This is a genomic window from Rhodanobacter spathiphylli B39, from assembly GCF_000264295.1.
Lineage (GTDB): Bacteria > Pseudomonadota > Gammaproteobacteria > Xanthomonadales > Rhodanobacteraceae > Rhodanobacter > Rhodanobacter spathiphylli.
The window spans coordinates 93,570-115,821 of record NZ_AJXT01000018.1 but is presented as its reverse complement, the minus strand read 5'-3'; the positions used below and the strand labels follow the sequence as shown (position 1 = coordinate 115,821).

General features: G+C 67.1%; 23 protein-coding genes. 15 read left to right on the top strand and 8 right to left on the bottom strand.

Features of this window, described 5'->3' with window-relative positions; all coding sequences use genetic code 11:
• Positions 1 to 54 precede the first annotated feature (54 nt).
• From UU7_RS08860 to UU7_RS08845, 4 genes are all read right to left on the bottom strand, one after another.
• Positions 55 to 387 (bottom strand): hypothetical protein, encoded by a 333-nt coding sequence (locus UU7_RS08860; RefSeq protein WP_007807459.1) that lies wholly within the window; start codon positions 385 to 387, stop codon positions 55 to 57.
• An 87-nt stretch (positions 388 to 474) separates the two neighbouring features.
• Complete coding sequence (locus UU7_RS08855; RefSeq protein WP_007807458.1) at positions 475 to 1,143, bottom strand: glutathione S-transferase family protein; 669 nt, start codon at positions 1,141 to 1,143, stop codon at positions 475 to 477.
• A 69-nt stretch (positions 1,144 to 1,212) separates the two neighbouring features.
• On the bottom strand, positions 1,213 to 2,130 hold the full coding sequence (locus UU7_RS08850) for an arginine deiminase-related protein (RefSeq protein ID WP_007807457.1): 918 nt from the start codon (positions 2,128 to 2,130) through the stop codon (positions 1,213 to 1,215).
• A 26-nt stretch (positions 2,131 to 2,156) separates the two neighbouring features.
• Complete coding sequence (locus tag UU7_RS08845; RefSeq protein ID WP_007807456.1) at positions 2,157 to 3,422, bottom strand: MFS transporter; 1,266 nt, start codon at positions 3,420 to 3,422, stop codon at positions 2,157 to 2,159.
• Between the two features lie 144 nt (positions 3,423 to 3,566).
• Here UU7_RS08845 and UU7_RS08840 point away from each other — a divergent pair, with 144 nt between their 5' ends.
• Positions 3,567 to 3,869, top strand: coding sequence for a DUF3247 family protein (locus UU7_RS08840; protein ID WP_007807455.1), 303 nt, complete (start codon positions 3,567 to 3,569; stop codon positions 3,867 to 3,869).
• Between the two features lie 3 nt (positions 3,870 to 3,872).
• Here UU7_RS08840 and UU7_RS08835 read toward each other — a convergent pair whose 3' ends face one another.
• On the bottom strand, positions 3,873 to 5,072 hold the full coding sequence (locus tag UU7_RS08835) for an acyltransferase family protein (RefSeq protein WP_007807453.1): 1,200 nt from the start codon (positions 5,070 to 5,072) through the stop codon (positions 3,873 to 3,875).
• A gap of 144 nt (positions 5,073 to 5,216) precedes the next feature.
• On the opposite strand from UU7_RS08835, the gene UU7_RS08830 reads away from it, so the two are divergent.
• The 3 genes from UU7_RS08830 (at position 5,217) to UU7_RS08820 (ending at position 7,489) form a co-directional block, all read left to right on the top strand.
• Complete coding sequence (locus UU7_RS08830; protein ID WP_007807451.1) at positions 5,217 to 6,083, top strand: LytTR family DNA-binding domain-containing protein; 867 nt, start codon at positions 5,217 to 5,219, stop codon at positions 6,081 to 6,083.
• A gap of 79 nt (positions 6,084 to 6,162) precedes the next feature.
• Entirely contained in the window at positions 6,163 to 6,900 is a 738-nt protein-coding gene (locus UU7_RS08825; RefSeq protein WP_007807449.1) for a hypothetical protein, read from the top strand.
• A 130-nt stretch (positions 6,901 to 7,030) separates the two neighbouring features.
• A complete protein-coding gene (locus UU7_RS08820) occupies positions 7,031 to 7,489 on the top strand; it encodes a DUF6491 family protein (protein ID WP_007807447.1) in 459 nt (152 codons plus the stop codon).
• A 54-nt stretch (positions 7,490 to 7,543) separates the two neighbouring features.
• On the opposite strand, the gene UU7_RS08815 is transcribed toward UU7_RS08820, so the two are convergent.
• On the bottom strand, positions 7,544 to 7,960 hold the full coding sequence (locus UU7_RS08815; protein ID WP_007807445.1) for a universal stress protein: 417 nt from the start codon (positions 7,958 to 7,960) through the stop codon (positions 7,544 to 7,546).
• Positions 7,961 to 8,228: 268 nt separating this feature from the next.
• On the opposite strand from UU7_RS08815, the gene UU7_RS08810 reads away from it, so the two are divergent.
• The 9 genes from UU7_RS08810 to UU7_RS08775 all read left to right on the top strand — a co-directional run bounded on the left by UU7_RS08810 (position 8,229) and on the right by UU7_RS08775 (position 14,136).
• Positions 8,229 to 8,687, top strand: coding sequence for a hypothetical protein (locus tag UU7_RS08810; RefSeq protein WP_040673132.1), 459 nt, complete (start codon positions 8,229 to 8,231; stop codon positions 8,685 to 8,687).
• Positions 8,688 to 8,788: 101 nt separating this feature from the next.
• Positions 8,789 to 8,950, top strand: coding sequence for a hypothetical protein (locus tag UU7_RS18320; RefSeq protein WP_157582051.1), 162 nt, complete (start codon positions 8,789 to 8,791; stop codon positions 8,948 to 8,950).
• Positions 8,950 to 9,423 carry a hypothetical protein gene (locus tag UU7_RS08805; protein WP_007807441.1) on the top strand — a complete coding sequence of 158 codons (474 nt, stop codon included), beginning with the start codon at positions 8,950 to 8,952 and terminating at the stop codon, positions 9,421 to 9,423. Before UU7_RS18320 ends, UU7_RS08805 begins: the two co-directional genes overlap by 1 nt.
• Positions 9,424 to 9,476: 53 nt before the next feature.
• Positions 9,477 to 10,331 (top strand): energy transducer TonB, encoded by an 855-nt coding sequence (locus UU7_RS08800; RefSeq protein ID WP_007807438.1) that lies wholly within the window; start codon positions 9,477 to 9,479, stop codon positions 10,329 to 10,331.
• Positions 10,332 to 10,423: 92 nt separating this feature from the next.
• A complete protein-coding gene (locus tag UU7_RS08795) occupies positions 10,424 to 11,263 on the top strand; it encodes an energy transducer TonB (RefSeq protein ID WP_007807436.1) in 840 nt (279 codons plus the stop codon).
• A gap of 121 nt (positions 11,264 to 11,384) precedes the next feature.
• A complete protein-coding gene (locus tag UU7_RS08790; protein ID WP_007807434.1) occupies positions 11,385 to 12,143 on the top strand; it encodes a DUF2884 family protein in 759 nt (252 codons plus the stop codon).
• An 84-nt stretch (positions 12,144 to 12,227) separates the two neighbouring features.
• On the top strand, positions 12,228 to 12,803 hold the full coding sequence (locus UU7_RS08785; protein WP_007807432.1) for a DUF924 family protein: 576 nt from the start codon (positions 12,228 to 12,230) through the stop codon (positions 12,801 to 12,803).
• A gap of 56 nt (positions 12,804 to 12,859) precedes the next feature.
• Positions 12,860 to 13,168 carry a DUF2845 domain-containing protein gene (locus UU7_RS08780; RefSeq protein ID WP_040673129.1) on the top strand — a complete coding sequence of 103 codons (309 nt, stop codon included), beginning with the start codon at positions 12,860 to 12,862 and terminating at the stop codon, positions 13,166 to 13,168.
• Between the two features lie 116 nt (positions 13,169 to 13,284).
• On the top strand, positions 13,285 to 14,136 hold the full coding sequence (locus tag UU7_RS08775) for a mechanosensitive ion channel family protein (RefSeq protein ID WP_007807428.1): 852 nt from the start codon (positions 13,285 to 13,287) through the stop codon (positions 14,134 to 14,136).
• A 29-nt stretch (positions 14,137 to 14,165) separates the two neighbouring features.
• Here UU7_RS08775 and UU7_RS08770 read toward each other — a convergent pair whose 3' ends face one another.
• Both UU7_RS08770 and UU7_RS08765 read right to left on the bottom strand, forming a co-directional pair.
• Positions 14,166 to 17,753: an ABC transporter permease/M1 family aminopeptidase gene (locus UU7_RS08770; protein WP_007807426.1), complete on the bottom strand. Its 3,588-nt coding sequence runs from the start codon at positions 17,751 to 17,753 to the stop codon at positions 14,166 to 14,168.
• Positions 17,754 to 17,848: 95 nt separating this feature from the next.
• The gene (locus UU7_RS08765; RefSeq protein WP_007807425.1) at positions 17,849 to 18,733 is read right to left on the bottom strand and encodes an ABC transporter ATP-binding protein; all 885 of its coding nucleotides are present in this window, start codon (positions 18,731 to 18,733) and stop codon (positions 17,849 to 17,851) included.
• Between the two features lie 226 nt (positions 18,734 to 18,959).
• Here UU7_RS08765 and aceF point away from each other — a divergent pair, with 226 nt between their 5' ends.
• The gene (gene aceF / locus UU7_RS08760; RefSeq protein ID WP_007807424.1) at positions 18,960 to 20,363 is read left to right on the top strand and encodes a dihydrolipoyllysine-residue acetyltransferase; all 1,404 of its coding nucleotides are present in this window, start codon (positions 18,960 to 18,962) and stop codon (positions 20,361 to 20,363) included.
• Between the two features lie 14 nt (positions 20,364 to 20,377).
• A complete protein-coding gene (gene lpdA / locus UU7_RS08755) occupies positions 20,378 to 22,189 on the top strand; it encodes a dihydrolipoyl dehydrogenase (protein WP_007807423.1) in 1,812 nt (603 codons plus the stop codon).
• The last annotated feature ends 63 nt before the right edge of the window (positions 22,190 to 22,252 follow it).

Here is a 22,252-nt window from a genome sequence, read left to right as displayed (position 1 = left end):
CCCGCCGATCGGCGGGTTTTTCATTGCGCGGAGGATAGCGTGGACGGGGCGGATTCAATCCTCGTCGTCGCTGCGGAACGCCCGGCGCAGCAGCAGGAACGCGCCGATGGTGCCGGCCACGATCGCCACGGTGGCCGCCGGATGGCGGTTCACCTTGCGGCGCAGGCGGCGATACTGGTAGTTCGCCTCGTCGGCGAAATCCTCGGCGGCGCGGCTCAGCTGGCGGCGGTAGTCGGCCCGCTTGTCGAAGCGCTGGCGGATGGTGCGGCGCCCGCGTTCCAGCAGGTCCTGCGCGCTGCTGGTGGCGCCGTCGGCGTAATGGCGGGCCCGCTCGCCGGCGCGCTCGGCGGTGTCCTGGAGCTGGCGTCCGATATCGTGTTTGCGCATGATCGTCTCCTTGGCGTCTGAGCCCTCAGGCTGGCAGCGCCACCGTGAGCGAGGCGTAAACAGGAGCGGCGAAAGCGCGGCCTGCATTCAGCCAAGCCGGTACTCGCCGCCCTTTTCCAGTGCGCGTCGATAGGCCGGGCGGGCGTGGATGCGCTGCAGGAAGGCAGCCAGGTTCGGGTGGCTTGCGTCCAGTCCGCCACGGGCGGCGAAGGCTTCGAGCGGAAAACTCAGCTGGATGTCCGCCGCGCCGAAGGCGTCATCGACGAACCACGTCCTGCCGACCAGTGCGCTTTCCAGATAATCCAGGTGCAGGCGCAGCTGCGGATCGACGAACGAGCGCATCACCTTGCGCGCGATGCTCCCGGCGACGGGCCTGACGAAGAACGGCGCCGGCGCGGCCGCCACCTTCCGGAACACCAGCTTCAGCAGCAACGGCGGCATCGCCGAGCCTTCGGCGTAGTGCAGCCAGTAGTTGCAGCGCAACCGCGCCGGCGTGCCGTGGGCGGGAATCAGCACGCCGGCGCCGTAGCGGTCGGCCAGGTATTCGATGATCGCGCCGGACTCGGCCAGGGTCAGTTCGCCATCGGTGATCACCGGCGACTTGCCCAGCGGATGCACGGTGCGCAACTCGGGCGGTGCCAGCATGGTCTCCGGATCGCGCTGGTAGCGCCTGATCTCGTAGGGCAGGCCCAGCTCTTCCAGCAGCCACAGGATGCGCTGCGAGCGCGAATTGTCGAGGTGATGGACCGTGATCATGGTGGCTTCCGCAGGATGATGTGGCACGAGGACAAGCGTGCCGCGCAACGCGCATACGGAAATCGGGGCTCAGTAGATCTCGCCCACGCAGCAACGCAGGCTGCCGCCGGCCTTCTCGATTTCGCCGAGCTCCACCGTCCCCACCGCGAAGCCGTAGTCGCCCAGCGTCGCCAACTGCGTCTCGGTCAGGGACGCCGCGGCGCAGGCGCTCATCCAGACCCGTTCGTCCGACAGGGCGATCGCATTGCCGGCGAAGGCCTGTTTCTGCGCCGGGCTGATCCAGAGCGCACGACCGCCGCAGGCATCGGCGATCGCCTGCGCAGCGGCGGGATCACGGAAGCCGTCGGCGGCGATGATCGCGGCTCGGCTGGCCAGCAGGGTCAGTACCACGTTGGTGTGATATTCGCCCTCGGCCAGTTCGAAGCAGAACATCAGGCGCAGCTCGAACGCCTTCAGCATCGCCTGTGCGCCGGCCATGTCACAGCGCTCGCTAAGGCCGCAGTAGCCGACGCCGCGGGAGCGGTCGATGATCAGCGAACCGGTCAGCTCGGCCACGAGATCGTCGCAGCCAGACAGGTCGATCTCGTCGTAACCCAGCACGTCGCCAAAGAACGCGCGGATGTCCGCGCGTTCGGCCTCGCGCTGGCGCACCGGATGACGCATGCGGCCCACGATCAGCCGGCCCGGCGCCGTGGCGAACACGTTGTTGGGAAACACCGCATCGGGCGTGGCGGGATCGCCGGGGAAGGTGATCACCGGCACGTCCGCGCGCAGGGCCTGCGCCAGCGCGCCGTGCTGGGCCAGCGCCTTGAGCGGATCGACCGCCAGGCTCATGTCCATGTAGCGGTTGTCGCGCGCCGATTCCGCCGCCAGCGCAAACCCGGCCGGCGCCACCAGATAGGCGGCGCGAGCCGTCGCGGCGGCGCCAGGCAGTGGCGCCAGCGCAGCAAACGCCTCGAGGAATTCGGTGGGCGACGTGGTGATCATGGTGCGGTTCCAGACGCGAAGAGACGTCAGAGGATATCCGCTGCCGGTTCTTCCCGCGCGGCGGTTTCCACGTGCAACTGCTGGCGCCGGCGCAGGCTCGGGAACATCGCCATCCACAGCCCGACCACCACCAGCGTGCCGACGCCGCCGAGCACGGTGGCGTTCACCGCGCCCAGCCATGCCGCCAGCATGCCTGACTCGAATTCGCCGAGCTGGTTCGAGGTGTTGATGAAGATCGCGTTCACCGCGCTGACCCGGCCGCGCATGTCGTCGGGCGTATCCAGCTGCACCAGGGCGCCGCGGATCACCATGCTGACCATGTCGAACGCCCCCAGTGCGAACAGCGCCAGCAGCGACAGCCACAGCGCAGTCGATACGGCGAACACCAGGGTCGCCACGCCGAAGCCGGCTACCGAGGCGAACATGATCATGCCGACCCGCCGCTGCATGTCATGCCGCGCCAGCCACACCGACATCAGCAGCGCACCCACCGCCGGGGCCGCCCGCAACAGGCCCAGGCCCCACGGGCCAGTGCGCAGGATGTCCCTGGCGAAGATCGGCAGCAGAGCGGTGGCGCCGCCGAGCAGCACAGCGAACAGGTCCAGCGAGATCACGCCCAGCACGTCGGGGCGGCGACGGATGAAATGCACGCCGGCAAACAGGCTCTCCAGCGTGGCCGGTTCGCGTTTCGGCGGCGCCTGTTCATAGCGCAATCGCGCCATCAGCACGATCGACACCAGGTACAGCGCCGCGCAGGTCGTGTACACCACGCCGGGCCCGGCCACGTACAGGAAGCCGCCGACTGCCGGACCCATGATCATCGCCGCCTGGCCGGCCGAACCGTTCACCGCCATCGCACGGGGCAGCATCCTAGCCGGCACCAGCGCCGGCAGCATCGATTGCAGTGCGGGAAATTCGAAAGCCTTGGCGATGCCGATCACGAACACCAGCAGCAGGATGCCCGCCTCGTGGATGCCGTGGGCCAGGCTCATGCCGGCCAGCGCCGCAATGGCGATCCACTCCACCACCTGGCCGAGCAGCACGATGCGGCGCCGCTCGAACTGGTCGGCGACGTGGCCGGCCGGCAAGGCCAGCAACACCGATGGCACGAACTGCACCAGGCCGATAAGGCCGAGGTCGAAGGCGCGGCCAGTGATCGCGTAGATCTGCCAGCCTACCGCCACCGACAGCATCTGGAAGCCGAAGCCCGAGGCGATCCGGGCGAACCAGAACGCCACGAAGGCGGGGTGTCGAAGCAGCGAATCCGTGGCTGTGGAACGAGGCGGAAGCATGAGGTGTCCTTGCGGGGGCGCCATTATCCCGTGGGAGTGCCCGGCGACAAGCGTTGGCGGTTCAGCTGGCAGACGGCCGTTTTGACGCGGCCTTGCCGTTTCCCGGCCTAGCGTGTTCCCAATACCGAGCCGAAGGACACTCCCATGGGCCGCCAGGCAAGACATGTCTACACCGACCAGGCCAGCATCCACCAGCTGGAATCGCTGGTCGAGGAATTGCCCGCGAACGGCCACGTGGTGCTGCTGCTGAAGGACGGCAGCAGCTGCGACGGCGTGGTCAGCACGCGGCCGAACGTGCAGGTGTTCCGTGATGCCGAGGAGCGCGAAGGCATCAATGCCACCGTGCAGCTCGAACGGCCGGACGTGCCGGAGTGGACGCGCCAGGTCTGGCTCGACCAGATCGTGCGGGTCGAACACCTCGACTCGATCATGGCCAGCGAGAACTGAAGCTCAGGCAAGGTCGTCGGCCACGCTGGCCGGGACGGCCCGCGGTGACGCCGCGCGCGCCGACGCATCCAGGCCGAACAGGGGTCGCAGCCAGCGGCTCCGGCGTATCACGAACTCGTGCAGCAGCGCGCAACCTGCCACCGTGGCCAGCACGATCAGGGCGGGTTCGATCACCGGTCCCAGCCCCAGCGGCATCAGCTGCCAGGCGAACAGCAACAGCAGGCTCTGGTGCAGCACGTACCACGGATACACCGCCTCGCGCGCATACGGCAGCCAGCGGAACGGGCGGTTGAGATACGCGTGACCCCAGCCCAGCACGGCCACGATCGCGCTCCACAGGTACAGGTAATGCAGCGCCCGCACCGCCAGCACCAGGGGCGGGGCGGCATCGTCCGGCAGGGTCTCGATGCCCAGCAGGTAGAACGCGAAGCAGCCCAGCGCCAGTGGCAGCGAGGCCCGGCGCAGCCGCGCCAGTTCGGCCCAGATGCCGGTGTCGGTGCCGAGCAGGTAGCCATACACGAACACCGTGGCGTAGATCGCATGGGCGTACCAGTCGCCCCACAGCGCGCCGGTCACCGGGTAGCGGCCGGCCAGCAGGGAACCCCACAGCAGCAGCGGCAGGGCAGGCAACAGGAGCAGTTGCGTGCCGCGCAACTTCAGGCAGGCGTTGCGCAGGCGCTGGCCCGCCCGCGACTCCAGCAACGGCAGCAGGGCCAGCAGCAGCATCGTGTATACCCACAGGTAGGGCAGGTACCACAGGTGGTTCCAGGTGAAGCCGTACTGCCAGCCGGTGAACGCGCCCGCGGGCCACGGGCCGCCGCTCCAGTAGCGCAGCAGGAACTGGCCGAAGCCGGGCTCGACCAGATGGTTCGACAGTCCCTGCACGTACGGCTGGATCGGCACCACCACCAGCACGCCGAACACCAGCGGCAGCAGCAGGCGCAGGCTGCGCTTGCCGGCCAGCCGGCCGATGCTGCCGCGCCGGCGCATGAAGTTCACCGCCAGCCCGGAGACCAGGAACAGCAGCTCCATCCGCCAGCGGTTGAGGAACAGCATCGGGTACTGCAGCCATTCGGCGGTGTGGCTGCTCTTGAGGTGGAAGTCCCAGCCGTCCCCGGCCACGTACAGCATCGCGGCGTGGTACAGGATCAGCAGGCCGAAGGCGAGGACGCGCAGTGCGTCGATATCGTGGCGGCGGTTCATGGCGGCATTCCCGTGTGAAAGTGGCCCCAGCCTGGGTCGCCGCGCGCCGCCTGTCCCGTCCTAAGTGACCGCCTGACGGGCCCTGGGGACGAATGGCGGCCGGCAGGGACGAGTGGCGGGGACGACTTCGGTAAACTCCGGCCGATGGGCACGACTCCCGGCTTCGACATCTACCAGCGCTGGCGGCGACCGTTCGAGGTCGCGGTCTGGCTGGTGTTCTTCGCGATCAACGGCGTCTTCAACAGCATCAACTCGGGCATCGACCACGCCGGCGCGGCGGCGTGGGAACCCTGGCTGTGGGAGTGGAGCAGCGTGGTGATGCTGCTGGCGCTGTTGCCGGGGGTGATCGCGCTGGAGCGGCGCTGGCCGATCCGCTTCGACACCTGGCGCCGCAACCTGCCGTTGCATCTGCTGTTCAGCGTGCCGTTCAGCCTGATCCACGTGGGCGGGATGCACGTGTTGCGGAAGCTGGGCTACACCCTCGCCGGTGCGCATTACGACGCGTTCGGCGCCTCATGGTGGATGAATGCGGGCTACGAATACCTCAAGGATGTGCGCACCTATTTCGTGATCGTCGGCGCGCTGGTGCTGTACCGGCTGTGGCTGCTGCGCCAGCAGGGCGAGGCGCGACTGCTGGCCGCGCCGGACGAAGGCGCGCCGGTGGAGCCGGTCGAGCGCCCCGAACGATTCCTGGTGCGCAAGCTGGGCAAGGAATTCCTGCTCAACGCCAACGAGATCGAATGGCTGCAGGCTTCGGGCAACTACGTGAACCTGCGCGTACGCGGTCGCGACTACCCGCTGCGGGCCACCATGGCGGGGATCGAGGAGCGGCTGGACCCGGCCCGCTTCGTGCGGGTGCATCGCGGCTACTTCGCCAACCTCGACTATCTTGTCGAGATCGAGCCGCTGGAAACCGGCGACGCGCGCCTGCAGATGCGTGACGGCACCAGGCTTCCCTGCAGCCGGCGTTACCGCGCCGCACTGCGCGAGCGTTTCGGGCAGCCCGACTGATCGCCCGACCGCGGGCCGGTTGCGCCGCAGCGACGGATCGTTACAAGCTAGCCGTCTGTTCCCGCCAGGTATGCCGCTGATGAATGTCGCTTTTCCCTGTCGCGCCGTGATGGCGTTCGGTCTCGCCGCACTGCTGGCCGCCTGCTCGCAGGGCGGGGCTGCGGCGCCAGACGCCGCACGGCAGCAGGCGCAAGCCGCGAATGCGGACGCCGTGCGCAACCTCGACGCGTATCGTCAGTTGCTGCGCATCCACAACGACGAGATGGCAGTGACGATGGGCAAGGAAATCGTCAGGCGCTTCCCGGACAGCGACGCCGCGAAGGAAGTGCAGCAGACCCTGCCGGCGATCGAGAAGCGCTACACCGAAGCCAGCGAAAGGAGCCGGCTCGAACGCCTGTGGCTGTACCAGGTGGCGCCGATGGCCGGCGGCACGCAATCCACCGCGACCATCGAAAACAGCCAGCCCGCCAGCGGTGACCGCGTGCGGCTGGTGCTGCGCCGGCATACCAGTTGGGGCCAGAGCGTGTTCCTGTATGGCAGCAAGCCCGGCTTCGTCTGCCGTGGCAACTGCAGCATCGCCACCCACGTCGATGGGCGCACGGTGGCGGTGAAGGCGTTTGCGCCGTCCACCGGCGAGCCGGCGCTGATGATCCGCGACGACAAGGCGTTCATCGCCATGCTCGGCAAGGCGAAGAAGCTCAGCATGGACGTCACCCTGGTCGATGGCGAGAAGAAAGAGACCCTGGTCTATGAAGTGGCCGGCTTCGATCCCGCGAAGTGGACCGCCGTGGGCAAGAGCAGGTCCGCCGGGAAATAGCCGGAGTCTTTCTTGCGCTCGGGGCAAGGTAGCAACTATCGTGGAATTGCGCCGGGCATTGGACATGCTGTCATCCGCAGCGGCGCCACTGCGTTCTTGGTGAATGGAATTCCCGACGAGAGGATTGCAAATGGACAAGTCACTGCTGATCCCTGCCGCCGCACTGTTGCTGGCTATGGTCACGCCCGGATGCTCCAGCGTGCCGTACGCGCAACGCGTGCAGCAGCGCCAGGTGGCGTACACCGCGGCAGCCGGCGCGCCTGTGCGCAGTTTCACCTACTTCAGTCTGTACTCATGGGAGCCGCTGAGCGACACCGAACTGGCGGTATATACCCGGCCAAACCAGGCTTATCTGCTCGACCTCGGCGGTTGCCAAGACCTGATGTTCACCAACGCCATCGGTCTCACCTCGAACATCAACCAGGTGATGGTGGGTTTCGACAAGGTGCTAACGAGGTCGCGAAACTTCCCCTGCACCATTACCGGCATTCGTCCGGTCGACGTGAAGAGTATGAAGATCGCCCAGGAAAAACAGCGTAGCATCGAGGCTGCTGCGCGCAATGCCGCGCCGCCAGCAGAAAAAAACTAGCGGTGCTGTTTGAGATTTGCAGCAAGGCCTGCTCTCCACAGGCCTTGCCTGCCGTCAGCGCACCACGGTGACCGGCACGTGGGCGCGTGCCAGCACGTTGCCGGAGACGGAACCCAGCAGCCATCGCGCCAAGGCGCCGCGCTCGGTGTGTCCGATCACGATGTGATCGATGCCGTGCTGTTCGACCTGGCTGAGCAGGACGTCGCCGGGGCTGCCGTAGATCAGCTCCACATCGACCATGTCGGCCGCATCGGGGACCACCGCGGCCAGTTCCTGCAGCAGTTCCTGCGCCCGCCGGGTGCCGGAGTCGGCGATCATCAGTGCCGAGACGTCGGTGCCGCCTTCGGTCACCTGCAGCACCGATACCACGCGAACCCGGCCACCGGAGCAGCGCGCCAGATCGATCGCGAACTGGAACGCCCGTCGTGACACGTCCGAGCCGTCGTAACCCACCAGCGAGTGCCTGACCATCGTTTCCCTTCGCGCCTGCGCGGCCATCGGGCCGTGGCCTTCGAGTCTAGGAGCGTGGGGAGTGGAAACCAAGCGACGCACGCCGCCTGCCGTGCCTGGCGGTCCATGCATGCCGCCGAAAGCTGAACGGACGGTCATTCGTCTGCACGTCTCTGTCACGCCGCCCTGCACAGGATTCGTTCCACCCGCATCCACGACGGCCGTGCCACCCAGGCTGGCCGCGGGAAGCGCACCAACCGCTGTTCCGCACACTCGAAGGAGAGACCTCATGATCAAGCGTACTTTTGGATTGGCTGCCCTGGTAATGGCCTGCGCGGGTGCGATGACCGTACTGCCGACGAGCTCCGCACAGGCTGCCGAAGCGAGCGTGAAATGCGATCTGGTCTACAACCTGTCGGGCTGGTCGCTGATCTACAAGCATGCCGAAGGCACCGGCATGGTCACCTGCAGCAACGGCCAGAGCGCCAAGGTGAAGATCGCCGTGGTCGGCGGCGGCCTGACGGCCGGCAAGTACCACATCGACAACGGCAAGGGCGAGATCAGCAAGGTGCACGGCATCGCCGATGTCTTCGGCGACTATGCGCAGGCCGGCGCCGAAGCGGGCGTGGTCAAGAGTTCGACCGCGCAGGTACTGACCAAGGGCACCACGTCGCTGGCTCTGGCCGGCACCGGCGAGGGCGTGAACCTGGGCATTTCGGTGGGCAAGTTCACCATCAGCCAGCTCTGATCACGGCCACGGCCTGATCCGGAAGGGCGCCATGGGCGCCCTTCCTTTTGCGTGCGCGTAAACTGCAGCGATTGCGCACACCCGCTCGGAGACTCCTGTCCATGCGTCGTCTTGCTGTCCTGTTTGCGTTGCCCCTGCTGCTCGCCACGAACGGAGCGGCGTTCACCGCCATGCCCCGGGTGGGCAAGGCGGCCCCGGCGTTCCGTTTGCAGAACTCGGCCCAGGTACTGGCCGATCTGGCTCCCCTGAAGGCGGCGCACTGATGCCGCTGGCACCGAACGTCGCCGGCGCGGCGAACCGGCGCTTCGCGCCCTGGGCGATCGGCCCCTGGGTCCTGCTGTTGCTGGCCGCGATCGGCTTCGTGCAATACCTGCGGCATGCCGAGTACCTGTATCTCGGCGTGGCCGTCGCGATCATCGTGGTCTGCGCCGGCTGCATCCTGCGCCAGGCCTGGTCGCGGCCGGCGATGCAGCTGCTGGCGCTGCTGCTGGCGGTGTGGTCGCTGGTGACCGCGGTGCTGATGCTGCAGCAATCGGGTGACTTCGAGATCGCCCGCCAGCACGCCCGGGCGCAGCCGCAACTCGGCGAGATGGCGCTGTGGATGATCGCGCGGGCACAACGCACCTGGCAGGTCGGCATCGCGCTGAAGCTGGTGGCCATTCCCGCGCTGCTGTGGCTGGCCTGGCAGCTGGGGCGGCCCGCCGTGCGCACGCAATTCCGCTCGCGCCGGCCCTGACGGTCGGTGATACTGCAGCCGGGCACTTGCGCGGATCCGCTTCGGGGGAAAGGATGAAAAACTGGCTGGCGGGGTTGTGCTGTCTGTTGCTTTGCGGCGTGGCATTCGCGTCGGGCCCGGGCGGCGTGCGCAAGCGGGTCCAGGCGAGCATGCTGCTCACCGGGACGATCGTGGTGGCGCCGGACGGCAGCGTGCGCAGTTACGCCATCGATCGCGCCGACCAGGTCGACCCCGCGGCGATGAACCTGGTCAACCGCAGCATTCCCGCATGGAAGTTCGAGCCCGTGCTGATCGCCGGCAAGCCGGTGGCGGCCAGGGCAAAGATGAGCCTGCGGGTGGTTGCCAGACCGATCGGCGATGGCAACTACTCACTGGCCATCAACGGCACGCATTTCGGCCAGGAAGTGCCCGGTCAACATGTCACCTACCAGAATCGCGTGCCGCCCACCTATCCGCCGCAGGCCATCAAGGGGCGCGTGACCGGTACGGTCTATCTGGTGCTGCGAGTGGGACGGCAGGGGCAGGTCGAGGATGCCGAGGCGGAACAGGTCAATCTGGCCGTGATCGCCAGCGACCGGGACATGGTGCAATGGCGCAATGTGCTTGCGAAGTCCGCGCTGGCGGCCGCCAGGAAGTGGACTTTCCATACGCCGACCTCGGGCGAATATGTCAATGCGCCGTACTGGGTTGCACGCGTGCCGGTTGCCTACCATCTGAAAACTCTCGACGAGCCCGAAGTCGATACCTACGGGAAATGGCAGGCGTACGTCCCCGGGCCGAAGGAACTGGTGCCGTGGATCGATAGCAAGCGCCTGCTGTCCGGCAGCGCCGATGCACTGCCGGGCGACGGCATCTATCAGCTCGATCGGGACGGGCTGCAGCTGCTCACGCCGCCGAGCGGCGCCTGACTCCACCGGGGGTATTCCCGACGAATCGTGCAGGTCAGGTGCCTGGCATGGTTGGCGGCTCCGGTATTCCAAGGGCTTGCAGGGGAACACGGATGAAGCGATTTCTGATCGGGCTGTCCTGCGCTTTGCTGTCGGTCGCCGCATTGGCTACCGGCCCGACCGCACTGCGCAAGCGGATGCAGGCCAGCATGCTGCTCACCGGGACGATCGTGGTGGCGCCGGATGGCAGCGTCCGTAGCTACGTCATCGATCACGCGGAAAAAGTGCCGAAGGACGTGGGCAGCCTGATAGAGAGGAATGTGTGGCAATGGAAGTTCGCGCCCGTTCTGGTGAACGGCGCGCCGGTGGCGGCCGAGGCGAAGATGAGTTTTCGCGTCGTTGCCAAACCCGTGGGCGATGACAAATTCTCCATCGGCATCAGCGGCGCCCAGTTTGGCGAGGGCAGCCCGGGGCAGTCGATCAGCATCCGGGAAATGTCCTGGCCGGCTTATCCGGCAGTGGCGGCACGGGCTCGCGTGGAAGGCACGGTCTACCTGCTGCTGCGGGTGGGGCGGCAGGGGGAAGTAAAGGAGGTCGTGGCCGAACAGGTCAACATGGGTGTGCTGGACAACGAGCGCCAACTGGCGCGATGGCGCCCCCTTCTTGCCAAGGCGGCCATCGCAGCCGCCAGGAAATGGACCTTCAATCTGCCCGCATCGGGGCGTGGGGTCGATGACGACAACTGGTTTGTCAGGGTGCCAATCGGGTTTGGCATCGGCCCGCGAGCCGACGACTATGGCCAGTGGGAGGTCTACATACCGGGGCCGCGCCAGCCGATTCCCTGGTTTGACGGAGGGAGGCAGGTCTTGTCCAGCGCGGACGCCTCGCCTGATGGTGCCATCAGCCAGCCCGACCGGGGCTTGAATCTGCTCACTCCGCTGGACGGCGCCTGAGGGCGATGCGGGGAGCAAGGAGCCGGTCGTGAACGTGCGTGCACTTTCCCGGCGAAGGTATTCAGCGAGGGTTGCTGCGTGGGCAGTTATCGCTAGGGAACCGTTTTCCGGGATCGGGTTGATGCCCATGCGTGCGTTTCGAAGCTTCGCCTTTCTGTTGCTGTTGTCGGGTGCGTGTTCGCTGCAGGCGCAGGATCTGGCGGCGACCTGCCATGCCAGCAGCAGTTATGACGTCACCCTGAAACCTGACAGCCTGTTGTTCGACCGGCCTGCGCCGGCGCCGTTCCATGTCGAGTTGCAGCAGGGCGCCCTGCGCACCGATGGCGCCAGCGTGAGCTTGAACGCGGAGAGCCAGGACCGGCTGACGCTGTTCGAGCGCGAGCTGCGCGAGCTGGCGCCGCGCGTGCGCACGGTGGCCCGCAACGGGGTCGACGTCGCGGCGCAGGCCCTGCGCAGCGAGGCCGACGGCATGGGTCTGGGCGCCGATACCCGGGCCGAGTTCCAGCGTCGGCTGGACGCCCATGCGGCGGAGCTGAAACGACGCATCTCGGTCAGCCAGAGCACCCACGACTGGCAGGGCGATGCCGCCAACCAGGCAATGAACCAGATCGCCGGCGATCTGTTGCCGCTGCTGGCGGCCGATCTGGGCCAGCAGGCGATCAACGCGGCGCTGTCCGGAGACCTGCAGGCCGCCGCCACGCTGCGCGATCGCGCCGCCGACCTGGCCACCGAACTGCAGCCGCGATTGCAGGCGCGGTTGCAGGTATTGCGTCCTCAGGTCGAGGCGCTGTGTCCGGCGATCCGCCGGCTTGCCTCGCTGCAGCAGGGCGTGCGCGGCAGCGACGGCCAGCCGCTGAACCTGCTGCAGGTCGGGCCATGACACCCGCGCACCGGGCGCGTGTTTGCATGGTCCGCGTGCTGGCGGGCATAGTCGGAAGCCCTGCCACTGTTTGATGAATGAATCATGCCGGCCAGCGCCAGCGATGTTCTCGACTTCTGGTTCGCCGAAGCGCACGCCGCGCACTGGTTTGCCGCCAGCGCCGACTTCGACGGGCAGATCCGCGCGCAATTCGGCGGCGCCGTGGAGGACGCCGCGAACGGACGGCTGGACGGCTGGACGGCCACGCCGTCCGGCTGGCTCGCGCTGCTGATCCTGCTCGACCAGTTTCCCCGCAACCTGTATCGCCACGACCCGCGCGCCTGGGCGACCGATCCGGCGGCGCAGCGCGTCGCATTGTCGGGGCTGTCCCGTGGTGATGACCGTCAACTTCCCGCCATCCGGCGCGTGTTCGCCTACCTGCCGCTGGAGCACGCGGAGAATCCCGCGCTGCAGCGGCGTTCGGTCGAATTGTTCGAAGCGCTGAGGGTCGAAGCACCGCCCGGTGAGGTCGCCCGTTTCGACAATTTTCTGGACTATGCTCGAGGCCATCGCGACGTGATCGAGCGCTTCGGCCGCTTTCCCCATCGCAACGCCGTGCTTGGCCGCGCCAGCACCGCCGACGAGATGGACTATCTGGCCCGGCCGGGGGCGGGATTCTGAATCGCGCAACGCCGTCCGCCTCGCGGCGGCACATTCCACCGACCAGGGAGCAGGTCATGCGTATTCGTCCAGTCTTTGTGTTGTTCGCCTTCAGTGCCGCCGTGCACGCGTCCAGTACCTTGCGGGTCGGCAACCAGGTGCTGGTTGCCGGCGACAGCCGCGAACGGGTGGTGGACCTGCTCGGCAAGCCAAGCTCGAAATCGCATGCGCACAAGTCGCGCAGCCACGGCAGCCGCCGCGGCGGCGTGCGGGTGATCGACCGCAACGAGGGTGGCGAGCAGTGGCGTTACCGCCGCGATGGTCACGTCACCGTGGTGACCCTGGTCGACGGCAGGGTCACCGATATCGAGGACGATCGGCTCTGAGGCAGGTCCCCGCGGCGTCGGGGAGTTGTCGGGCACGATCCGTCCGCCTGCGTGCGTGTCACGCGGCTTTTGCGGCGGTTTGCTAGGCTGGTGGCGTTTCCGACCGGACCGAAGCAATGCACGATTTCCTCGACAACCTGCTGGGCCAGGCGCTGTCCGCCAGCGTGATCCATGCGGGACTGAACCTGCTGTTCGCCTTGCTGATCCTGCTGGTCGGCATCTGGGTGGCGGCGCGCATGGCCAACTTCAGCCGCCGCGCGCTGCAGCGAGCGAATGTGGACGACACCCTCAGCGGCTTCCTGCGCAACGTGATCTACGGCGTGCTGGTGGCGATGCTGATCGTGATGGCCCTGACCCGCGCCGGCGTGCCGTCGGCGCCCCTGGTTGCTGCGCTGGGCGCCGGAGGCCTGGCCATCGGCCTGGCCCTGCAGGGCTCGCTGAGCAACCTCGCGTGGGGTGTGTTGCTGGTGATCTTCCGGCCATTCCGCGTCGGCGATTACGTCACCGCCGGCGGAATCGATGGCACGGTGCAGGGCATCAACCTGATGCATACCCTGCTGCTGTTGCCGGACGGACGCGAGGCGGTGGTGCCGAACGGCAAGGTTGGGGGCGACGCCATCGTCAATTTCAACCGTCGCGGCCGGCGGCGGTTCGAGTTGAAGATCGGCATCGGCTACAAGGATGACATCGGTGCGGCGATGGCCGAGATCCGCCGCCTGTTCGAGGTCGACCCGCGCATCCTGCAAGATCCCGAGCCGGGGGTTTGGACAGTCGGGCTCGGCGAGAGCTCGGTGGACCTGGTGGTTCGCGCGTGGACGGGCACCGATGACTTCTGGGCGGTGCAGACCGACCTGCTGCGGGCGATCAAGGAGCACTTCGACGCCGCGGGCATCAGTATCCCGTTCCCGCAGCGCGAACTGACCATCACGCGTGGCGACCTGCCCGGGCCTGCTCCGAGGCAGGCGTGACGTCGGCGGGATGCCACGCGGGTTGACCGCTAGTCGACGGTCACCCCGCGGCGATTGTCGGTGGACACCTTGTCGATCAGCTCGTTGTAGGGATCGACGCCGGCCAGTGCGGGCTTGCCGTCGACCACCACGGTGATCGTGCTGTCGCCGTCCTTCAGCAGGCGTTTCTCCAGGTACAGCGGCTTGCCGTCCCGGCCGCCGCCGGGCGAGGCCGCGAACACGCCGATCTCGATCGGGATGTCCGCGCTGGCCGTGGTTTCCTTGCCGCTGCCGTCCAGGTAGACCTTGCCGGCGTGCAGCTTCAGGGTCACTTCGTATTTCCCGTCCGGCAGTTTCTTCGCACGGGCATCGGTGAGCCGGTTGTCGAACAGGGTGATCTTCCAGAAGAAGTCGTCCAGCAGCGATTTCCACTGCGGCCCGGCGGTCTTGTCCAGCGCGTCCATGAACTCCTGTGAAGTGGTGTAGGGCGGCTGCTGGAAGCCCTTGTCCAGCAGGAACTGCTTGAGCATGCCGTTGAGCTTCGCTTCGCCCAGGTAGTCCTGCAGCGCATAGAAGACCAGCGAGCCCTTGCGATAGTGGATGTACGGCTGGTTCTCCACCTTCGCCAGCGGCTCCTCGGCCAGCTTCTCGGTCGCGCGGCCAACCAGGTAGGCATCCAGTTCGTACTTCAGGAACTTGTGCATCTGGTCGGCGCCGTATTTGTGCTTCATCACCATCAGCGACGAGTACTGCGCCAGCGACTCGCTGAGCATGGTCGAGCCCTGCATGTTCGCGCCGATCACCCGGTGCGCCCACCACTGGTGGGCCACTTCGTGGGCGGTGACGTCGTAGACGTAGTCGATCTTCGACTTGTCGCGCAGGTCGGCGATGAAGCCGATCGATTCGGAGAACGGGATGGTGTTGGCGAACGACTGGGCGAACGCGGCGTAGCCGGGGAACTCCAGGATGCGCAGCTGCTTGAACTGGTACGGCGTGTAGTTGGCGTCGTAGTAGTCCAGCGAGTCCTTCGCGCTCTCGATCATCCGGTCCACGTTCCAGGCGTGCGCCGGGTTGTAGTAGACCGAGATGTCCACGCCCTTCCACTGCACGTGCTTCACCGAGTAGCGCGCCGACAGGTAGGCGAAGAAGTTCAGCATCGGCCGCTGCATGGTGTAGTGGAAGTAGTGCCGACCGTTGGCCGTCCATTCCTTCTGCAGCGTGCCCGGTGCCAGCGCGATCTGGTCGGCGGCGGTGGAGACGGTAGTGTCGAAGTCGATCCAGTCCGCATCGTTGCTGATGTAGGTATTGGCGCGGGCCTTCTCGTCACCCAGCTTCGGCATCCGCGGCACCTCGGCGGACAGGCCGTACTTGCGCCGGTCGTTGCGATCGGTGAGCTGGTACTCGGTCTGGTAACCGAACTGCGGCAGCATGCCGCTGTTGAAGAAGCTGCCGTTGTGCACCAAGAAGGTGGCACCGGTGTCGTTGGTGAAGCCCCTGGGCGCGTATTCCAGGCTGAAGTCGAAATCCATCGACGCCCCCGGCGCCAGCGGCGTCTTGAGGCGGTACACGGTGAAGCCCAGGTCCTTGTCCTCGCTGACCGTGTCGTGCGGGGCGAACTGCAGCGACTTCACGGTGAACTCGTCAGTGAAGTTCACGTACAGCTCGCTGATCGGCGCGGTGGATTTGTTGACCAGGGTGTAGTGGGCGCGGATGTCCAGCCTGCGCCGGTAGGGATGGATGTCCACGTCGGCCTTCACCGCGGTGATGCGCGGTTGCGGGGCGTCCTTGTACTTCGCGTACTTCTTCTCGTAGTCCGCGCGCTGCACCGTCTTCGCGGTGCTGTTGCGGTAGGTGTTGAGCACGTTGGTGTTGTAGTAGATCCACCCGCCGGTGCCGATGAAGCCCAGCGCGGCGACCACCAGCACGATCAGGGCCGGTGCATGCAGGCGGGCGCGGGCTTCGCGCAGGCGGTCGCGCCACGCATCGTCGGTGCCGCGCGCCCAGAACAGCGCAGCCAGCACCAGCATGACCACCGCCAGGCAGGCCCAGTAGCCGTCGAACCACAGTGCACCGGTGAGGAAATGGCCGAAGCCGTTCATGTCCGAATACGGCACGCTGGGACCGCTGCCGTAGTTGTACAGGTTGTGGTCCCAGTGCAGCAGGCCGAAGCCGATCGAGCTGGCCGCCACCCACAGGATGGTCAGCAGGTAGCCCAGGAACTTGTTGTTGGACATCACCTGCAGGAACAGCGCCAGCACCGCGATCAGCACGAACGGAATCGCGTTCAGCGCCAGCATGCCCAGGTACAGGCCCGGCTCCAGGTGCGTGTAGCCGTGCGCCAGCTGCCAGACGATGCCGACCACCGCGCCGATCAGCAGCATCAGCACGATGATGGTCAGCAGGGCGCCGAACTTCGCCAGCAGCGGTACCCAGTCCGGCACCGGGAAGGCGTCCGTGACTTCGGCGGAGTGCTGGCTGCGCTCGCGCCAGACCAGCTCGCCGGCATAGAAGATCACGATGATGATCAGCGGCAGGCTGAAGCTGCCGTTGATCGCGGTGAGCACCTGGTGTGTCACCGGCCACACCGGCGTGCCGTAGATCAGCCCGGACGAAACCAGCGACACCAGCATCAGCACCAGCGACAGCGCCAGCAGCACCAGCAGGGCCACGCCACGCACCACGCCAAGCGTGTCGAACAGGAACTGGGCGCGCAGCTGCTGCAGGTGGATACGCCAGCCGCGGCCAATGCTCACCCGGGGCAGGGTCAGCGCGGCGCCGCTGGCCGGCGGGCGCAGCATCGGCGGTTCGGCGCGCTTCTTGCGGCGCGGCAGCTGCAGGCCCTCGCGATTCGGCCGGAACAGCCAGTAGGCCGCCACGAACAGCACGACCGCCACGCCGATCCACAGCAGACGGTTGAACAGCAGCACGCCGTCCAGAGCGGGCAGCAGATGGTTGCTCTGGTCGGGTGACCAGTAGCGGGTGACGATGCCCAGCGTGCGGCCACCGAACGGGTCCAGCATCGCGGCGATGGTGTGGCTGTCGATGTCCCGGCTGAGATAGCCGGTGACGCCCGACAGCACGAAATACGCGATCACCCCGATATAGGTGGCCAGCAGCGAACGCGTGGTGGTGGCCAGCAGGAACAGCAGCGCGGCGATGAACAGCATGTTCGGGATCACCATCACGCCCAGCGACCACGCATAGCCGTACCAGCTGGCCGGGCCCAGTCGCGCCGCGTCGATCCACGGCATCGCGGCGCCCAGCGCCAGCCCGAGGGCACACACCAGCATGATCGCCAGCGCGGCCAGGTAGCCCGCGGCGAAGCGGCCGCCCAGGTAGGCGCCGCGACTCATCGGCGTGCTGAAAAACAGCTCCGAGGTGCGGTTGTCGAAATCACGCAGGGCGGCGCCGGCCACGAAGATGGTGATCAGGAACACGCTGAGCACGGTGAGCACGCCCAGCAGGCGCACGATCACCAGCGGCGCATTGCGCAGCACGTTGCCGCTGGCGCCTCCGGCAACCACCATGTCGGTGCTGGAAAGCGCGAAGGCCAGCGCGCCGAACGCGGCGGCGACGATCCAGAACAGCGGCGCCTTCAACTGCTGGCGCAACTCGAAGCGGAGTATTTCGAAGAACATGGGTGATCCTGGCTGCTGCAAGGACGCCGTGTGCGCGATGTCCTCCATCGGACGGAACATCGCACGCAGGTGGCCCCTGCGGATTCGGGGCGCCTTCAGGCGGCCTTGGCGGTGGCCTGCGCCCGCAGGCGACCGAAGTAGACGTCCTCCAGGTCCGGTGCGACCGCTTCGAAGCCTTCCTCCGGCTTCGTGTCGGCCAGCACGTGCAGCAGGGTGCGGCCGCCGGCAAGGCGGGTGGACAGGATGTTCATGCGGGCGCGATAGCCGTCCAGCTGGTTCTTGTCGATGCTGCGGCGCCAGACCCGGCCCTCCAGCGAGCGGATCGCCTCGCCCGGTTCGCCGGTCAGCAGCACCTGGCCCTGGCCGATGATCGCCATGCGCGAGCACAGGTCGGTGACATCCTCAACGATGTGGGTGGACAGGATCACCACCATCCGCTCGCCCAGTTCGGCCAGCAGGTTGAGGAAGCGGTTGCGTTCCTCCGGGTCGAGTCCGGCGGTGGGTTCGTCGACGATGATCAGGCGGGGCTCGCCAATCAGCGCCTGGGCGATGCCGAAGCGCTGGCGCATGCCGCCGGAGTAGGTGCCCAGCTTGCGCTTGCGCACGTCCCACAGGTTGACCTGGCGCAGCAGCGCTTCGACCAGGTCGCGCCGCTCGCCTTTCACGGTGACGCCCTTGAGCACGGCGAAGTGGTCCAGCATCGCCTCGGCCGAGACCTTCGGGTACACGCCGAATTCCTGCGGCAGGTAGCCCAGCAGGCGCCGGGTGTCCTGCTTGTCGGCCAGCAGGTCCATCTCGTCCAGCCTGATCGTGCCCTCGTCCGGGTCCTGCAGCGTGGCGATCGTGCGCATCAGCGAAGACTTGCCGGCGCCATTGGGGCCCAGCAGGCCGAACATGCCGCCGGGAATGTCGAGCGACACCCCGCGCAGCGCCCGGACGCCGTTGGCATAGGTCTTGGACAGGTCGCGTATCGTCAGCATGGGTTCCTTCCGGTGCCGCGCGGTGCGGCGTGAACATGGGCTCAGGTTAGGCTACGCAAGCGCACGGCGCGTCCGCTCAAGGTCATGGATACGCCGGCGCATGGTGGGGTGCGAAGGCCCGAAGTTACACGATCCGGCATACGCAAGGCACGCCCCTTCGCTATGATTGACGTCTTGTATGCAGCCGCCATCCCCGAGCGGCGCGCCCTCGCCAGCAGGAGTCATCATGGCCGACCTCAAAGAAGCCCGCGTTCCCGACATCGGCCACGCCGACGTCCCCGTCATCGAAGTGCTGGTGAAGGTCGGTGACCGGGTCGAGAAGGAACAAAGCCTGATCACGCTGGAGTCGGACAAGGCCACGATGGAAGTTCCCTCGCCGTTTGCGGGCGTGGTGAAGGAGATGAAGCTCAAGGTGGACGACGAGGTTTCCGAGGGTGCGGTGATTGCCGTGATTGAAGCCGACGGCGCAGCCGTCTCCGCGTCCCCCTCTCCCGTATCGGGAGACGACCGCAAGGATGCGGGAGGTAGAGCAATGCAGGGAGCGATTGCCGAGGGCAGGGGTGAGGGAGCTCAGGCCCCCGCTCAGCCAACCGCCCCCGCTCAGCCGACCCCCGCGCCAGTAGCCGGCCAGGGCGTGCAGCCGGGCATCGCCCCCGAGGGCGACGTGCCGCCACAGGTGCGCCCGCCGGTCGATGCGCGCGTGGTGATGCCTGGCGACGCGCCCTATGCCAGCCCGGCGATCCGCGCCTTCGCCCGCGAGCTTGGCGTGGACATCCAGCAGGTCAAGGGCAGCGGCCGCGGCGGGCGCATCCAGCGCGACGACGTCAGCGCCTACGTCAAGCACGCGCTGGCCTCCGGCGCGCGTCCGTCGACGGGCGCCGCCGCTTCGGTCGGCGGTCTCAGCCTGCTGCCGTGGCCCAAGGTCGACTTCGCCAAGTTCGGCGAGATCGAGGAGAAGCCGCTGTCGCGCATCCAGAAGATTTCCGGTGCGAACCTCGCGCGCAACTGGGCGATGATCCCCCACGTCACCCAGCACGAGGACGCCGACATCACCGAGATGGAGGCGTTCCGCAAGCAGCTGGGCGCCGAGAACAAGGACCTCAAGATCAGTCCGCTGGTATTCCAGATCAAGGCCGTGGTGGCCGCGCTGAAGGCGTTCCCGCAGTTCAACGCCTCGCTCGACGAATCGGGCGAGAAGCTGATCCTGAAAAAGTATTTCCACATCGGCATCGCGGTGGATACGCCCGACGGCCTGGTGGTGCCGGTGATCCGCGACTGCGACAAGAAGGGCCTGCTCGAGCTGGCGCGCGAGCTGGGCGAGATCTCGAAGAAGGCGCGTGACAAGAAGCTGGGGCCGGCTGAAATGTCCGGTGGCTGCTTCTCGATCAGCTCGCTGGGCGGCATTGGCGGCACGTATTTCACGCCGATCGTCAATGCGCCGGAGGTGGCCATCCTGGGTGTCTCCAAGTCCGCGGTGAAGCCGGTGTGGAACGGCAAGGAATTCGCACCGCGCACGATGCTGCCGCTGTCGCTGTCGTACGACCACCGGGTGATCGACGGCGCGCTCGCCGCGCGCTTCGCGTCGTTCCTCGCCAACCAGCTCGGCGACATCCGCCGGCTGCTGCTCTGACGGAGGCGATGACGATGGCGAACACGATCGAGATCAAGGTTCCCGACATCGGCGGCCACGACAACGTGCCGGTGATCGAGGTGCTGGTGAAAGCCGGCGACACGGTGGCGAAGGAACAGAGCCTGATCACGCTGGAGTCGGACAAGGCGACCATGGAGATTCCCTCCAGCGCCGCCGGCGTGATCAGGGAAGTGAAGTTGAAGGTGGGTGACGAGGTTTCCGAAGGGGCGGTGATTGCCGTGGTGGAAGTGGCTGGTGAAACGGCTGCGGCGCCGGCTGCGAAAGCGGAAGCGCCCGAGGCCGCTGCACCGATGCCGGCCGCCGTTCCGGCGGCCACCCCTCCTCAGCCCTCCCCTGCGAGCAGGGGAGGGAGCGAATCGGCACCGAAGGCTGCCGCGGCATCCGGTCGCAAGGCCGACATCGAATGCAAGCTGGTCGTGCTCGGTTCCGGTCCGGGTGGCTACAGCGCCGCATTCCGCGCCGCCGACCTCGGCGTCGACACCGTGCTGGTCGAACGCTACGACAGCCTGGGTGGCGTCTGCCTCAACGTGGGCTGCATCCCCTCCAAGGCATTGCTGCATGCTGCGGCGGTGATCGACGAAGCCGCCGCGATGTCCGCGCACGGCGTCAGCTTCGGCGCGCCGAAGATCGACCTCGACAAGCTGCGCAGCTTCAAGACCAAGGTGGTCGGCCAGCTCACCGGCGGCCTTGCCGGCATGGCCAGGGCGCGCAAGGTGCGCACCGTGACGGGCACCGGCATGTTCGTGTCGCCGCATGAAATGGAAGTCCGGACGGCCGAAGGCACGAAGCTGATCCGCTTCGAGCACGCGATCATCGCCGCCGGTTCGCAGTCGGTGAAGCTGCCGGCGTTCCCGTGGGACGACGAGCGCGTGGTGGACTCCACTGGCGCGCTGGAACTGAAGGATGTGCCGAAGAACCTGCTGGTCGTCGGCGGCGGCATCATCGGCCTGGAGATGGCCACGGTGTATTCGGCGCTGGGCAGCGCGGTGACCGTGGTCGAGTTCATGGACCAGCTGATCCCGGGTGCGGACGCCGACCTGATCAAGCCGCTGGCCAAGCGCCTGGGCGGCAAGCTCAAGGGCGTGCACCTGAAGACCAAGGTGGTCAGCGCCAAGGCCACCAAGAAAGGCATCGAGGTCGGCTACGAAGGCGACAGCATTCCCGAGACCACGCTGTTCGACCGCGTGCTGGTCGCGGTGGGCCGCTCGCCGAACGGCGGCAAGATCGGCGCGGACAAGGCCGGCGTCGCGGTGACCGAACGCGGCTTCATCAACGTCGACACGCAGATGCGCACCAACGTGCCGCACATCTACGCCATCGGCGACCTGGTCGGCCAGCCGATGCTGGCGCACAAGGCCACCCACGAAGCGCACGTGGCGGCGCAGGCGGTGGCCGGGCTGAAGAGCCACTTCGACGCGCGGGTGATCCCGTCGGTGGCCTACACCGATCCGGAGATCGCCTGGGTCGGCGTGACCGAGCGCGAGGCGAAGGAAAAGGGCCTGAAGGTCGGCGTGGGCAAGTTCCCGTGGGCGGCCTCGGGCCGCGCCATCGGCATCGACCGCACCGAAGGCTTCACCAAGCTGATCTTCGACGAGGAAACCCATCGCATCGTGGGCGCCGGTATCGTGGGCGTGCACGCGGGTGACCTGATCTCCGAACTGGCGCTGGCGATCGAGATGGGCAGCGAGGCAGCCGACATCGCGCTCACCATCCACCCGCATCCCACCCTGGGCGAGTCGGTGGGCATGGCCGCGGAAGTCTACGAAGGCACCATCACCGATCTGTATCTGCCGAAGAAAAAATAGGCATTCCCGACGAAGGCCGCGAAGAGCGGGAGTCTCGGTTCACTCCGGGCGTGGCGCAGCGAA

Bases quoted from the DNA above. Each gene is read 5' to 3' on its own strand.
- UU7_RS08860 (WP_007807459.1), bottom strand. From the start codon at position 387: ATGCGCAAACACGATATCGGACGCCAGCTCCAGGACACCGCCGAGCGC.
- UU7_RS08855 (WP_007807458.1), bottom strand. From the start codon at position 1,143: ATGATCACGGTCCATCACCTCGACAATTCGCGCTCGCAGCGCATCCTG.
- UU7_RS08850 (WP_007807457.1), bottom strand. From the start codon at position 2,130: ATGATCACCACGTCGCCCACCGAATTCCTCGAGGCGTTTGCTGCGCTG.
- UU7_RS08845 (WP_007807456.1), bottom strand. From the start codon at position 3,422: ATGCTTCCGCCTCGTTCCACAGCCACGGATTCGCTGCTTCGACACCCC.
- UU7_RS08840 (WP_007807455.1), top strand. From the start codon at position 3,567: ATGGGCCGCCAGGCAAGACATGTCTACACCGACCAGGCCAGCATCCAC.
- UU7_RS08835 (WP_007807453.1), bottom strand. From the start codon at position 5,072: ATGAACCGCCGCCACGATATCGACGCACTGCGCGTCCTCGCCTTCGGC.
- UU7_RS08830 (WP_007807451.1), top strand. From the start codon at position 5,217: ATGGGCACGACTCCCGGCTTCGACATCTACCAGCGCTGGCGGCGACCG.
- UU7_RS08825 (WP_007807449.1), top strand. From the start codon at position 6,163: ATGAATGTCGCTTTTCCCTGTCGCGCCGTGATGGCGTTCGGTCTCGCC.
- UU7_RS08820 (WP_007807447.1), top strand. From the start codon at position 7,031: ATGGACAAGTCACTGCTGATCCCTGCCGCCGCACTGTTGCTGGCTATG.
- UU7_RS08815 (WP_007807445.1), bottom strand. From the start codon at position 7,960: ATGGTCAGGCACTCGCTGGTGGGTTACGACGGCTCGGACGTGTCACGA.
- UU7_RS08810 (WP_040673132.1), top strand. From the start codon at position 8,229: ATGATCAAGCGTACTTTTGGATTGGCTGCCCTGGTAATGGCCTGCGCG.
- UU7_RS18320 (WP_157582051.1), top strand. From the start codon at position 8,789: ATGCGTCGTCTTGCTGTCCTGTTTGCGTTGCCCCTGCTGCTCGCCACG.
- UU7_RS08805 (WP_007807441.1), top strand. From the start codon at position 8,950: ATGCCGCTGGCACCGAACGTCGCCGGCGCGGCGAACCGGCGCTTCGCG.
- UU7_RS08800 (WP_007807438.1), top strand. From the start codon at position 9,477: ATGAAAAACTGGCTGGCGGGGTTGTGCTGTCTGTTGCTTTGCGGCGTG.
- UU7_RS08795 (WP_007807436.1), top strand. From the start codon at position 10,424: ATGAAGCGATTTCTGATCGGGCTGTCCTGCGCTTTGCTGTCGGTCGCC.
- UU7_RS08790 (WP_007807434.1), top strand. From the start codon at position 11,385: ATGCCCATGCGTGCGTTTCGAAGCTTCGCCTTTCTGTTGCTGTTGTCG.
- UU7_RS08785 (WP_007807432.1), top strand. From the start codon at position 12,228: ATGCCGGCCAGCGCCAGCGATGTTCTCGACTTCTGGTTCGCCGAAGCG.
- UU7_RS08780 (WP_040673129.1), top strand. From the start codon at position 12,860: ATGCGTATTCGTCCAGTCTTTGTGTTGTTCGCCTTCAGTGCCGCCGTG.
- UU7_RS08775 (WP_007807428.1), top strand. From the start codon at position 13,285: ATGCACGATTTCCTCGACAACCTGCTGGGCCAGGCGCTGTCCGCCAGC.
- UU7_RS08770 (WP_007807426.1), bottom strand. From the start codon at position 17,753: ATGTTCTTCGAAATACTCCGCTTCGAGTTGCGCCAGCAGTTGAAGGCG.
- UU7_RS08765 (WP_007807425.1), bottom strand. From the start codon at position 18,733: ATGCTGACGATACGCGACCTGTCCAAGACCTATGCCAACGGCGTCCGG.
- aceF (WP_007807424.1), top strand. From the start codon at position 18,960: ATGGCCGACCTCAAAGAAGCCCGCGTTCCCGACATCGGCCACGCCGAC.
- lpdA (WP_007807423.1), top strand. From the start codon at position 20,378: ATGGCGAACACGATCGAGATCAAGGTTCCCGACATCGGCGGCCACGAC.